The organism is Tersicoccus sp. Bi-70, from assembly GCF_001968825.1.
GTDB lineage: Bacteria > Actinomycetota > Actinomycetes > Actinomycetales > Micrococcaceae > Tersicoccus.
Genome location: NZ_MIEU01000012.1, coordinates 121,684 through 135,460, shown reverse-complemented (window position 1 = coordinate 135,460; position 13,777 = coordinate 121,684). Strand labels below are relative to the sequence as shown.

The following is a 13,777-nucleotide window of genomic DNA, read 5'->3' as shown; positions in this document are numbered from 1 at the left end:
CATGAGCAGCACCACCGCAGCGGAACCGGTCGCGTCGACGACGCCACCCGACGAACCGCACATGTCCCACAAGGAGATCATGGCCGCCCTGACCGGGCTGCTCGCGGCGTTCTTCACCGCGATCCTCTCCTCGACCATCGTCGCCAACGCGCTGCCGCGCATCGTCGGCGACCTGCACGGCACCCAGACGGACTTCGCCTGGATCATCACCGCCGCGCTGCTGGCCAACGCCGCCTCCACCCCGATCTGGGGCAAGCTCGCCGACCTGTTCGACAAGAAGCTGCTCGTCCAGATCTCCATCGTCATGTTCGTCCTCGGCTCCATCGGCGCCGGCATCGCGCAGACGATCCCCGTCATGATGGTCGGCCGTGTCGTCCAGGGCCTGGCCATGGGTGGTCTGACCGCGCTCGCCCAGGCGATCCTCGGCACCATCATCCCGCCGCGTCAGCGTGGCCGGTACGCCGGCTACATGGGCGCCGTCATGGCGGTCGCGATGTCCGGCGGCCCGCTCCTCGGCGGTCTGATCGTCGACAGCCCGCTCGGCTGGCGGGGCACCTTCTTCGTCTGCGTGCCGCTCGCCGTGATCGCGCTGATCATCATCCAGCTCAAGCTCCACCTGGGTCACCTCAACGTCAAGCGCCGCGTCTCCATCGACTGGGTCGGCGCCGTGCTCCTCGCCGCCGCCGTCAGCATCCTGCTGATCTGGGTCTCGTTCGCCGGCAAGGCCGACTACTACGACTGGTGGTCGCCCCAGACCGTGTGGATGGTCGGTGGCAGCCTCGTGCTGATCGCGCTCTTCATCCTCGTCGAGTCGAAGGTGTCCGAGCCGATCGTGCCGCTGAAGATCGTCTCCGAGCGCACGACGGCGCTGGCCATCATCGCCTCGGTGGCGGTGGGCATCGGCCTCTTCGGTGGCAACACCTACCTCGGCCAGTACTTCCAGGTCGCCCGCGGCTACACGCCGACCGAGGCCGGCCTGCTGATGCTGCCGATGATCTTCGGCAACCTGATCGCCACCACGGTGGCCGGTCAGCTGATCACCCGCTTCGGCAAGTGGAAGCGCTACCTCGTGATCGGGTCCGTGCTGCTGATCGCCGGCCTCGGCCTCGCGTCCACGCTGGACCACACCACCCCGCTGTGGCAGGTGAGCATCTACATCTTCCTCGTCGGTCTCGGCACCGGCGCGCTGATGCAGAACCTCGTGCTCGCCGTCCAGAACACGGTCCGGGCGCAGGACATCGGCGCGGCCAGCGCCTCGGTGGCCTTCTTCCGCTCCTTCGGCGGCGCCATCGGCGTGGCCGTCCTCGGCGCGGTGCTCGGCAACCGGGTCACCGACCTGACGACGCAGGGCCTCGCTGCCCACGGCATCCGGCCCTCCGGCGGTACCTCCGGCGCCTCCCTGGACCTGAATGCCCTGCCGGGCCCGGTCCGCGAGGTCATCCAGGCCGCGTACGGCGACGCGACCGGCCTGATCTTCCGGTACGCGGCGATCGTCGCGATCGTGGTCCTCATCGCGGTGCTGCTGATCAAGGAGCGGACGCTGCGTTCGACCATCGACATCAAGCCGAGCACCGAGCCGGTGGACGCCGCGAAGGCCACCCCGCCGTCGGGTTCCATTCCGATCGTCGGGCTCCCGGCCACCGGGGTCACCGCCGCGGGCACGGTCGCCGGCAGGCCGTCGGACGACGCGCGGTCGGCCGACGCCACCCCGGCCCGCGGCCGCCACGCCGCCGCCACCACGGCGGACGACGAGCGGAACGCGGACGCCGACGAGGCTCCGGTTCGCCGGGGCCGGCACGCCGCCCCGGCGGCCCACCGCGCCGACCACCGTGCGGACGACCGTACGGAGAACGACGCCGACCACACCGGCATCGAGGATCTCGACGCCGAACGCATCGACGCACTGGAGGCCGCGCGCCGCTGACCCGGCACGTCCCTCGGGGCGGTGTCCACCCGACGGGTGGGTGCCGCCCCGTCGGCGCCTCCGGACGCCGCCCCGACGGCTCGTCCGGCCGCCGGGGACCGGATCGAACGGCCCGCTGGACGCCCAGCCCGCCGAGAGCACGACAATGACGGAGAGAAGCACGGAAGGGAGACCGGGATGCTGATCCGACTGGTCCGCCGCCACCTGGCCCCGCACCGGGCGGCGGTGATCGCGATCGTGGTGCTGCAGCTGCTGCAGACCCTCGCCACGCTGTACCTGCCGACGCTGAACGCCGACATCATCGACGACGGCGTGGTCAAGGCCGACCTGGGGGTGATCTGGTCGCTCGGCGGCCTGATGCTCGTCATGACGGTCGGGCAGATCCTCTGCAACATCGGCGCCATCCTGCTGGCCGCCCGCGTCGCGATGAGCGTGGGCCGGCAGGCCCGCGCCGAGGTGTTCGGCTCCGTCCAGCGCTTCTCCGCGCGCGAGGTCAACCACTTCGGTGCGCCGTCCCTGATCACCCGCAGCACCAACGATGTCCAGCAGGTCCAGATGATCGTGCTGATGTCCTTCACGATGCTCGTCACGGCGCCGATCATGGGCATCGGCGGCGTCGTGCTCGCCCTCCAGCAGGACGTCGCGCTCTCGGGGCTGCTGCTCGTCGTGCTGCCCGTGCTGCTCGTCGTGATCGGGCTGATCGTCCGGCGCCTCGTGCCGCTGTTCCGCCGGGGCCAGACCCAGCTGGACCGGGTCAACGGGGTGCTGCGCGAGCAGATCATGGGCCTGAGCGTGATCCGCGCGTTCGTGCGCGAACGGCAGGAGGCGGACCGGTTCGACGCCGCCAACCGCGACCTGACGGACACCCAGCTCGCGTCGGGCTACCTGCTGGCGCTGATGTTCCCGTCGATCATGCTCGTGGTCAACGTCGCCACGGTCGGCGTGCTGTGGTTCGGAGCCATGCGCATCGACGCCGGCCAGATGCAGATCGGCGCCCTGACCGCCTTCCTCGCCTACATCATGCAGATCCTGATGGCGGTCATGCTCGCGATGTTCCTGTTCATGATGCTGCCGCGCGCGGCCGTCTCGGCCGAGCGCATCCAGGAGGTGCTCGACGCCGAGCCCTCCGTCGTCTCCACCCCCGACGCGGTGGACGCCGCGGTGCTGCTGGGGGAGCGGTCGAACGGGCACGTGCCGGACAGGCAGGACGGCGGCCTCGCCGACGGCCGGCCCCGCGCCCGGCTCACCGGCGCTCTCCGGTTCGAGCACGTCGGCTTCCGGTACCCCGGCGCCCAGCGCGACGTCCTGTCGGACATCAGCTTCACCGCCGAGCCCGGCCGGACGACCGCCGTCATCGGCTCGACCGGGGCCGGCAAGACCACGCTGCTGAGCCTGATCCCGCGGCTGCTCGACGCCACGGAGGGCACCATCACCGTCGGCGGGCACGCCATCACGGGGCTCACCCTGGACAGCCTGCGGTCCGGCATCGGGCTCGTGCCCCAGCGCGCGCACTTGTTCTCCGGCACGGTCGCGTCCAACCTGCGGCTCGCGGACCCGGACGCGACCGACGAGCAGCTGTGGGCCGCGCTGCGGGTCTCCCACGCCGCCGACTTCGTCACCGCCCTGCCCGACGGCCTCGCGTCCGCGGTCGAACCCGGCGGCACCAACTTCTCCGGCGGCCAGCGGCAGCGGCTGTGCATCGCCCGCGCCCTGGTCCGCCGGCCCGGCATCTACCTCTTCGACGACAGCTTCTCCGCGCTCGACTACGCGACGGACGCCCGCGTGCGGTCCGCGCTCGTCCCGTGGACCCGCGACGCCGTCGTCCTGGTGGTCGCCCAGCGGGTCAACACCATCCGGTACGCCGACAGCATCATCGTCCTGGACGAGGGCGCCGTCGTCGGCACCGGCACGCACGAGCAGCTGCTCGCCGGCTGCGACACCTACCGCGAGATCGTCGAGTCCCAGTTGAGCGCCGAGGAGGCGGCATGAGCATGCGCGGACGGGGAGCGCCCCCGAGCAAGCCGCTCCACGTCAAGGCCACCATCGCCCGGCTCGCCGGGGTGATGCGCCCCGACGCCGGGCGTCTCGGCCTGGTCGTGCTGATGGCCGTCGGCGCCGTCGGCCTGACCGTCGCCGCCCCGAAGATCCTCGGAGCGGCCACCGACGTCGTCTTCGCCGGCGCGGTCGGCCGGATGACGCCCGCCGGCGTGTCCCGGGACCAGCTGATCGCCGGGCTGCGGGCCTCCGGACAGCAGCAGCAGGCGGACCTGCTCTCCGGGATGTCGTTCGTGCCGGGGCAGGGCCTCGACACGGGCCGGCTCTCCGCGATCCTGCTCGGGGTGCTCGCCCTCTACGTGGTGGCGTTCGTGCTCAACTGGCTGCAGGCCAGGCTGATCGCCGCGTCGGTGCAGCGGGCCATGTACACGCTGCGCCGCTCCGTGCAGGACAAACTGTCCCGGCTGCCGATGGCGCACTTCCACGACCACCCGCGTGGCGAGGTGCTCTCGCGCGTCACCAACGACATCGACAACCTCGCGCAGACGCTCAACCAGACGCTCACGCAGATCGTCGTCTCGGTGCTGACCGTGGTCGGGGTGCTGGTCATGATGATCTCGATCTCCCCGACGCTCGCGGTCGTCGCCGTCGTGAGCATCCCCATCTCGGCGGTCATCACCGTGCTGGTGGCGCGCCGCTCGCAGCCCCAGTTCGTCGCGCAGTGGAACCGCACCGGCGCCCTGAACGCGCACATCGAGGAGATGTTCACCGGTCACGAGGTCGTCACCGCGTTCGGCGGGCAGGCGGAGGCCCGGGCCCGGTTCGACGCGACCAACACCGAGCTGTACGAGGCAAGTCGCCGCGCCCAGTTCATCTCCGGCCTGATCATGCCGCTGATGATGTTCGTCTCGAACCTCGTCTACGTCGCGGTCGCCGTGGTCGGGGCCATCCAGGTCGCCTCCGGCCTGATCACCATCGGCAGCGTCCAGGCCTTCGTCCAGTACGCCCGGCAGTTCTCCCAGCCGCTCGGCCAGCTCGGCGGCATGCTCAACCTGCTCCAGTCCGGTCTCGCCTCCGCCGAGCGCGTGTTCGAGCTGCTCGACGCGCCCGAGCAGAGCCCCGATCCGGTCGAGCCGGCCCGGCTGCCCGTCGCGCGCGGCCTCGTCGCGTTCGAGGACGTGTCCTTCCGGTACCGGCCGGACACCCCGCTGATCGACCACCTCGACCTGCGCGCCGAACCCGGCCGGACGGTCGCGATCGTCGGCCCCACCGGCGCCGGGAAGACGACGCTGGTCAACCTCCTGCTGCGGTTCTACGAGCTGGACGGCGGCCGGATCACGATCGACGGCGTCGACATCGCCGCGATGACCCGGGACGAGCTGCGCGGCCACTTCGGCATGGTCCTGCAGGACCCGTGGCTGTTCGGCGGCACCATCCGGGAGAACCTGGCGTACGGGCGGTCCGACGCCACGGAGGACGAGATCGTGGCCGTCGCCCGGGCCACCTCGGTGGACCACCTGGTCCGCTCACTGCCCGACGGGTACGACACGGTGCTCTCCGACGAGGGGTCCGCGCTCAGCGCCGGGCAGAAGCAGCTCGTCACCATCGCCCGCGCCCAGCTCGCCGACCCCGAGATCCTCATCCTCGACGAGGCGACCAGCTCGGTGGACACCCGCACCGAGGTGCTGATCCAGCAGGCGATGAACCGCCTCCGCGCGGGGCGCACCAGCTTCGTCATCGCGCACCGCCTCTCCACCATCCGGGAGGCCGACGTGATCGTCGTGCTCGAGGACGGGCGCGTCGTCGAGCAGGGGGACCACGAGTCCCTGCTCGCCGCCCGCGGCCACTACTACGACCTGTACAACGCGCAGTTCGCCGCGCCCGCCATCGAGGAGGAGGTGAGCCGGTGACCGGGTTCTCCCTGATCGACGCGCTCCACATCGACCCCGCCAGCTCCACCGCGCCGTTCGAGCAGGTGCGCCGGTTCATCGCCGCCGCGGCCGCCACCGGGCAGCTGCCCGCCGGCTCCCGGCTGCCCCCGGTGCGGACCCTGGCCCAGCAGCTGCACCTCGCCGCGAACACCGTGGCCCGCGCCTACCGGGAGCTGGAGGAGGCGGGCATCGTCGTCACCGCCGGCCGGGCCGGGACCACGGTCGCCGCCACCGACGCGGCCCGGGAGCGGGTGGCCGCGGCCGCCCGGGACCTGGCGCGAGCCGCGCGGGCCGCGGGTCTGGACCAGACCGAGGCCGGGACGATGCTGCGGGCGGCCTGGGAGGCCGCCGCCGAGGCGGGCGGCATGCGGGCGGCGATGGCCGCGGCGAGGTCCGCCGACGGCTGAACCGGCGGCCGACGGCCTGCCGTTCGAACGGGTCTTCGATAGGATGGACGCCGTGCCCAACGCTGAGATGACCCGACTGATGACGCACGACTCCTCCCGGCTGACCGTGAAGGGCGCGCGGGAGAACAATCTGCGCAACATCGACGTCGACCTGCCGCGCGACGCGATGATCGTCTTCACCGGCCTCTCCGGCTCGGGCAAGTCGTCGCTCGCGTTCGACACCATCTTCGCCGAGGGCCAGCGACGCTACGTCGAGTCCCTGTCCGCGTACGCGCGCATGTTCCTCGGCCAGGTGGACAAGCCCGACGTCGACTTCATCGAGGGTCTCTCCCCGGCGGTATCGATCGACCAGAAGTCCACCTCCCGCAACCCGCGGTCGACGGTCGGCACCATCACCGAGATCTACGACTATCTGCGTCTGCTGTGGGCCCGCGTCGGCCGGCCGTACTGCCCGGTGTGCGGGGAGCCGGTCACGAAGCAGACGCCGCAGCAGATCGTCGATCAGCTGCTCGAGATGGAGGAGGGCACCCGCTTCCAGGTGCTCGCGCCGGTCGTGCGCGGCCGCAAGGGCGAGTTCGTCGACCTGTTCGCCGACCTGTCCGCGAAGGGCTTCTCCCGTGCCGTCGTCGACGGCAAGCAGATCCAGCTGACCGAGCCGCCGAAGCTCGGCAAGCAGTACAAGCACACCATCGACGTCGTCGTCGACCGGCTCGTCGTGCGCGAGGGCATGCGCCAGCGGCTCACCGACTCCGTCGAGACGGCGCTGCTGCTGGCCGAGGGCCGCATGCTCGCCGACTTCGTCGACCTGGACGCGGAGGACGCCGGCCGCACCCGCGCCTTCAGCGAGAACCTCGCCTGCCCCAACGAGCACCCGCTCGCGATCGATGAGATCGAGCCGCGCTCGTTCTCCTTCAACAACCCGTTCGGCGCGTGCCCCGTGTGCACCGGCATCGGGACCCGGCTCGAGGTCGACGAGGACCTCGTCGTCCCGGATCCGGGCAAGACCCTCGAGGAGGGGGCGATCGCCCCGTGGACGCTCGGCACGTCCACCACCCAGTACTGGAACCGCCTGCTCGAGGGCCTGGGCAAGGAGCTCGGCTTCGACCTGGACACCCCGTTCGCGCAGCTGCCGGCCGCGGCGAAGAAGGCCATCCTGCTGGGCAAGGACCACAAGGTCACCGTCCAGTACCGCAACCGGTTCGGCCGCGAGCGCACGTACAGCACCGGCTTCGAGGGCGTGATCGCGTACATCAAGCGCAAGCACGCCGAGACGGAATCGGACAGCACGCGTGACCGCTACGAGGAGTACATGCGCGAGGTCGCGTGCCCCGAGTGCAACGGCGCCCGCCTGAACCCGGCGTCGCTGTCCGTGCTGATCGACGGCCGGTCCATCGCCGAGGTCACCGCGCTGCCGCTGCGCGAGTGCGCCGCGTTCCTGGGCGACCTGCAGCTGACCGAACGTGAGCGACAGATCGCCGCGCAGGTGCTCAAGGAGATCGAGGCGCGGCTGACGTTCCTGCTCGACGTCGGGCTCGAGTACCTCGACCTCTCCCGTCCCGCCGGGACCCTCTCCGGTGGGGAGGCGCAGCGCATCCGGCTGGCCACCCAGATCGGCTCCGGGCTGGTCGGCGTCCTGTACGTCCTCGACGAGCCGTCCATCGGGCTGCACCAGCGGGACAACCGCCGGCTGATCCAGACGCTGACCCGGCTGCGGGACCTCGGCAACACCCTGATCGTCGTCGAGCACGACGAGGACACCATCCAGGAGGCCGACTGGATCGTCGACGTCGGCCCCGGCGCGGGGGAGCACGGCGGCGCCATCGTGCACTCCGGCAGCTACGCCGACCTGCTGCAGAACACCATGTCCCTGACCGGTGACTACCTGGCCGGCCGCCGCTCGATCGACCCGCCCGCCACCCGGCGACCGGTGGACCGCAAGCGGATGGTCAAGGTCGTCGGCGCGCGGGAGAACAACCTGCAGCACGTGGACGTCTCGTTCCCGCTCGGCGTCTTCACCGCCGTCACCGGTGTCTCCGGCTCCGGCAAGTCCACCCTGGTCAACGACATCCTCTACAAGACGATGGCGAACCGGCTCAACGGCGCCAAGCAGGTGCCCGGCCGGCACACCCGCGTCGAGGGCCTCGAGCAGCTGGACAAGGTCATCCACGTGGACCAGAGCCCGATCGGGCGGACGCCGCGGTCCAACCCGGCCACCTACACGGGCGTCTTCGACCACATCCGCAAGCTCTTCGCCGAGACCAACGAGGCGAAGCTGCGCGGCTACCTCCCGGGCCGCTTCTCCTTCAACGTCAAGGGCGGCCGCTGCGAGGCGTGCTCCGGCGACGGCACGCTGAAGATCGAGATGAACTTCCTGCCGGACGTCTACGTGCCGTGCGAGGTGTGCCACGGGGCCCGGTACAACCGGGAGACCCTCGAGGTGCACTACAAAGGGAAGACGATCGCCGAGGTGCTGCAGATGCCGATCGAGGAGGCCGCGGAGTTCTTCGCCGCGTTCACCCCGATCGCTCGGCACCTGAACACCCTGGTCGACGTCGGGCTCGGGTACGTGCGGCTCGGCCAGCCGGCGACGACGCTCTCCGGCGGCGAGGCGCAGCGCGTCAAGCTCGCCAGCGAGCTGCAGAAGCGCTCCAACGGCCGCAGCGTCTACGTGCTCGACGAGCCGACCACCGGCCTGCACTTCGAAGACATCCGCAAGCTGCTGCTCGTGCTCCAGTCCCTCGTGGACAAGGGCAACACGGTGATCACCATCGAGCACAACCTCGACATGATCAAGAGCGCCGACTGGGTGATCGACCTCGGGCCCGAGGGCGGCTCCGGCGGCGGCACGGTGCTCGCCACGGGTACCCCCGAACAGGTGGCCGCGGTCGAGGCCTCCTACACCGGGCAGTTCCTCACCGAGCTGCTCGTGCCGGCGGCGTCCTGAGCGTGACCATGCCCGCACCGTTGTATGCCGGGGGCGGAATGCGTGGTTGGGCGGCTCTGTCACGATGTGGGAAACTTCCCCGGTGACCGTCGACACCTTCCACTCCGCCGCCCCGGCCGTGCTGTTCGACCTCGACGGCACGCTCGTGGACCCGGCCGGTGCGATCACCGGCGGCATCACGCAGGCCCTCGCCCAGCACGCGCTGCCGATCCCGCCCGACGCCGCCCTGCGCAGCATGGTCGGCCCGCCCCTGGCCCAGTCCCTCGGTGCGGTCGCGGGCGTGCCGGCGGACCGGCTCGCGGCCGTCATCGCGACCTACCGGGAGCGGTACCGCGCGGAAGGCATGGCGGCCAGCCGGGTGTACCCGGGCGTCGCGGACCTGCTCGTGCGCCTGCGGGAGCACGGCTACCGGCTCGCCGTCGCGACGCAGAAGCCGGTCGGCCTGGCCACCGAACTGCTCGCCGCGACCGGCCTGCTCGACGCGTTCGACGTCGTGCACGGCTCCTCCGACGACGAGGCGGACCCGGTGCCGCTGACCAAGACGCAGATCGTGGCCGCCGCCCTCGCCGACCTCGGCCTCGCCGGGACGAGAGCCGCCGGGACGAGCGCTACTGCCGCCCACCGGGCCGTGATGATCGGCGACCGGCAGCACGACATGCTCGGCGCCGCCGAGAACGGCCTGCCCGGCATCGGCGTGGCCTGGGGCTTCGCCGGGGACCGGGAACTGGTGGACGCGGGAGCCACCGTCGTCGTCGGCAGTGCCCGCGAGCTGGAGTCGGCCGTCGTCCGGCTGGTCGCCCCGCCCGCCGACGCACCCTCCGTCTCCGGAGGTGCGGTCGCGTGAGCGTCTACGAGTCCACCCGGGCCGCGTCCCGTGCCGCCTTCCGGCTCAGCTGCCGCCCGCGCCTGTCCGGTCTGGCCAACTTCCCGGCGTCGGGCCCGGTGATCGTCGCGCCGAACCACCTCTCGTTCCTGGACAGCATCATCGTCTCCTCGTTCATGCCGCGTCGGGTCAGCTTCTTCGCGAAGGCGGAATACTTCACCTCCCCGGGCTTCAAGGGGGCCGCGATGCGCACGTTCTTCGAGGGCATCGGCTCCATCCCGGTCGAGCGGGGCGAGCAGGCCGCGAGCGTCGCCGCACTGCAGACCGCGCTGGAGGTCCTCGACCGGGGCGACGTGTTCGGCATCTACCCGGAGGGCACCCGCTCCCGGGACGGCAAGCTCTACCGCGGCAAGACCGGTGTCGGGTGGCTCGCGCTCACCACGGGCGCGCCCGTCGTCCCGGTCGGCCTGATCGGTACCGAGAAGCTGCAGCCGGCCGACAGCATGATGGTCACGCCCCGCCGCTTCACCATGAAGGTCGGCGAGCCGCTCTACTTCGACCGCGTGGGCCCGGGCCACTCCCTGCCGCAGCGCCGTGAGGTGACCGACCGCATCATGGAGGCCATCGCGGGACTGACCGGCCAGGAACGCGTCGGCCGCTACAACCAGCGGCCCGGCGCCGAGTAGGGGGCGGCGTGGCGGACCCCCGCACCTACCGCCCGAAGACCGGCGAGATCCCCACCACCCCGGGCGTCTACCGGTTCCGCGACCAGCACGGGCGCGTCATCTACGTCGGCAAGGCGAAGAACCTCCGGTCACGGCTCAACTCCTACTTCGCCTCGCCCCGCACCCTGCTGCCCAAGACTCGCACCATGGTCTTCTCCGCGTCCAGCGTCGAGTGGACGGTGGTGGGCAGCGAGTTCGAGGCCCTGCAGCTGGAGTACACCTGGATCAAGGAGTACGACCCGCGGTTCAACATCGCGTTCAAGGACGACAAGTCCTACCCGTACCTCGCGATCACCATGGGGGAGGAGTTCCCCCGCGTCCAGGTGATGCGCGGCGACAAGCAGAAGGGCACCCGGTACTTCGGGCCCTACTCGCAGGCGTGGGCCATCCGGGACACCGTGGACACCCTGCTGCGGGTCTTCCCCATGCGCTCCTGCTCCGGCGGCGTCTTCCGGCGCGCGAAGCAGGCGGGTCGGCCCTGCCTGCTCGGGTACATCGGCAAGTGCTCGGCGCCGTGCGTCGGCCGGGTCACTCCCGAGGAGCACCGCGACATCGCCCAGGAATTCTGCGACTTCATGGCCGGGAAGCAGCAGCCCTTCATCACCGAGCTCGAGAAGAAGATGCACGCCGCGGTCGCCGAGCTCGACTACGAGCGGGCGGCCACCCTGCGCGACGACATCGGCGCGCTGACCAAGGCGTTCACCAAGAATGCCGTCGTGCTCAAGGAGTCGGTCGACGCCGACGTGTTCGGCATCGCGCAGGACGAGCTCGAGGCCGCGGTCCAGGTGTTTCACGTCCGCGGTGGCCGGATCCGCGGCCAGCGCGGCTGGGTCGTCGAGAAGGTCGACGACAGCGACGACGCCGAGCTGATCGAGCAGCTGCTCCAGCAGGTCTACGGCGACGCGACGCGGGAGAACGAGCGGATCCCGCGGCAGGTGCTCGTCCCGGAGCTGCCCGCCGACCTCGAGGACGTCACCAGCTGGCTGAGCGGGCTGCGGGGCTCCCACGTGGCCGTCAGCGTGCCCAAGCGCGGCGACAAGGCGGCCCTGGCCGACACCGTGCGGGAGAACGCCGTCCAGTCGCTGCGCCTGCACAAGTCCCGCCGCGCCGGGGACCTGACCACCCGGTCCGCGGCGCTGCAGGAACTGCAGGACGCGCTCGAACTGACCGACTCCCCGCTGCGGATCGAGTGCTACGACATCTCCCACGTGCAGGGCACCAACGTGGTGGCCTCCATGGTCGTGTTCGAGGACGGGCTGGCCAAGAAGTCGGACTACCGCAAGTTCGGCATCAACGGCGACGCCGCCCGCGACGACACGGCCGCGATGTACGACGTCATCCACCGCCGGTTCCGCAACTACCTCACCGAGCAGGCGGAGCGGGCCGCGAGCGGCCCGGTGCCGCGCGGGGGAGCGGGGGTTGACCCCGTCCACGGCGGGGCCCGCCCGAAGTTCGCCTACCCGCCGAACCTCGTCGTCGTCGACGGCGGACCGCCGCAGGTCGCGGCGGCGGGACGTGCGCTGGCGGACCTCGGCATCACCGACATCGACGTCGTCGGGCTGGCCAAGCGGCTCGAGGAGGTGTGGGTGCCGGACAGCGAGTTCCCCGTCATCCTGCCCCGCGCCTCGCACGGCCTGTTCCTGCTCCAGCGGGTGCGCGACGAGGCGCACCGGTTCGCCATCACCTTCCACCGGCAGCGCCGCTCCGCCGCGATGACCGCCTCCGAGCTGGACGACGTGCCCGGTCTCGGCCCCGTCAAGCGCAAGGCGCTGCTCAAGGCCTTCGGCTCGGTCAAGAAGCTGCGTGCCGCGGACCTGGCCGAACTGACCGCCGTACCCGGGGTCGGCCAGGCCCTCGCGATCTCCGTGATGCGCACCCTCGGTTCGCCCTCCCTCACCGAGGGGGAGAGCACAGCGCGAAGCGGCGCGGAGGACGCGGAGGGCGACGGCGCGACGGACGGCGGGACGGAGCGCGCCGCCGTCAACGTGAGCACGGGCGAACTGCTCGACTGAGCGGCCTCGGTCCCGGGCCGGACGCGGAGACCGCCGCGAGCCGGGGTTCGCGGGGCCACTAGGGTGGAACGAGGACGCGCCGGGGCGATCCACCGGCCACGTGAGGAAGGGACCATGAGCGCACCCGAGGAACTGACACCGGTCAAGCCGCCCGAGCCCGAGATGCTCATCGTGACCGGCATGTCCGGAGCCGGCCGCAGCACCGCCGCCAACGCGCTCGAGGACCACGGCTGGTACGTCGTGGAGAACCTCCCGCCGGAGATGCTCGTCCCGCTCTCGCACATCGTCGCCCGCACGCCCCAGCCGATGGCCAAGCTCGCCGTCGTGATGGACGTGCGCAGCAAGGAGCTGTTCGCCACCGTCCGGGAGGCCCTCGCCGCGCTGACCGCCGCCGGGGTGAACTACCGGGTGCTGTTCCTCGACGCCGACGACGACGTGCTGGTGCGCCGCTTCGAGCAGGGCCGGCGCCCGCACCCGCTGCAGGGCGACGGCCGGATCCTCGACGGCATCGCGGCGGAGCGGTCGCTGATCGCCGACCTGCGGGCGATGGCGACCCTCGTCGTGGACAGCTCGACGAAGAACGTGCACGACCTGGCCACCACGATCACCGACCTGTTCTCCGAGTCCGGCCCCGTGACCCTGCGCCTGACCGTGATGAGCTTCGGCTTCAAGTACGGGCTGCCCGTGGACGCCAACTACGTCGCCGACGTCCGGTTCATCCCCAACCCCCACTGGGTGCCGCAGCTGCGCCCGCACACCGGGCTCGACGCGGACGTCGCCCGGTACGTGCTGGAGGACAACGGGGCCAACGAGTTCGTCCGGCGGTACGTGCACGCGCTCGAGCCGGTGCTGGAGGGCTACCGGCGGGAGAACAAGCACTACGCGACCATCGCCATCGGCTGCACCGGCGGCAAGCACCGGTCCGTCGCGGTGACCGAAGAGCTCGCCCGCCGCCTCGCGCAGCTGCCCAAGACGAAGGTGTCCATCCACCACCGCGACCTGGGGCGCGAGTAGTG

At 71.3% G+C, this 13,777-nt stretch carries 9 protein-coding genes; all 9 read left to right on the top strand.

Annotated elements, in window-relative coordinates; all coding sequences use genetic code 11:
- Position 1 precedes the first annotated feature (1 nt).
- Positions 2-1,924 (top strand): MDR family MFS transporter, encoded by a 1,923-nt coding sequence (locus BGP79_RS09795; protein WP_076695024.1) that lies wholly within the window; start codon positions 2-4, stop codon positions 1,922-1,924.
- Positions 1,925-2,101: 177 nt separating this feature from the next.
- Positions 2,102-3,913 carry an ABC transporter ATP-binding protein gene (locus tag BGP79_RS09790; protein WP_076695022.1) on the top strand — a complete coding sequence of 604 codons (1,812 nt, stop codon included), beginning with the start codon at positions 2,102-2,104 and terminating at the stop codon, positions 3,911-3,913.
- Positions 3,910-5,829 carry an ABC transporter ATP-binding protein gene (locus BGP79_RS09785; RefSeq protein ID WP_083701766.1) on the top strand — a complete coding sequence of 640 codons (1,920 nt, stop codon included), beginning with the start codon at positions 3,910-3,912 and terminating at the stop codon, positions 5,827-5,829. Before BGP79_RS09790 ends, BGP79_RS09785 begins: the two co-directional genes overlap by 4 nt.
- Complete coding sequence (locus BGP79_RS09780) at positions 5,826-6,257, top strand: GntR family transcriptional regulator (protein WP_233121352.1); 432 nt, start codon at positions 5,826-5,828, stop codon at positions 6,255-6,257. The genes BGP79_RS09785 and BGP79_RS09780 overlap by 4 nt, the downstream gene beginning before the upstream one ends.
- A 67-nt stretch (positions 6,258-6,324) precedes the next feature.
- Positions 6,325-9,201, top strand: coding sequence for an excinuclease ABC subunit UvrA (gene uvrA, locus BGP79_RS09775; protein WP_233121401.1), 2,877 nt, complete (start codon positions 6,325-6,327; stop codon positions 9,199-9,201).
- Positions 9,202-9,283: 82 nt separating this feature from the next.
- On the top strand, positions 9,284-10,045 hold the full coding sequence (locus BGP79_RS09770) for an HAD hydrolase-like protein (protein ID WP_233121350.1): 762 nt from the start codon (positions 9,284-9,286) through the stop codon (positions 10,043-10,045).
- The gene (locus tag BGP79_RS09765) at positions 10,042-10,710 is read left to right on the top strand and encodes a 1-acyl-sn-glycerol-3-phosphate acyltransferase (RefSeq protein WP_076695018.1); all 669 of its coding nucleotides are present in this window, start codon (positions 10,042-10,044) and stop codon (positions 10,708-10,710) included. The genes BGP79_RS09770 and BGP79_RS09765 overlap by 4 nt, the downstream gene beginning before the upstream one ends.
- A gap of 8 nt (positions 10,711-10,718) precedes the next feature.
- Complete coding sequence (uvrC, locus tag BGP79_RS09760; RefSeq protein ID WP_076695016.1) at positions 10,719-12,761, top strand: excinuclease ABC subunit UvrC; 2,043 nt, start codon at positions 10,719-10,721, stop codon at positions 12,759-12,761.
- Positions 12,762-12,875: 114 nt separating this feature from the next.
- Positions 12,876-13,775, top strand: coding sequence for an RNase adapter RapZ (gene rapZ / locus BGP79_RS09755; RefSeq protein WP_076695014.1), 900 nt, complete (start codon positions 12,876-12,878; stop codon positions 13,773-13,775).
- The last annotated feature ends 2 nt before the right edge of the window (positions 13,776-13,777 follow it).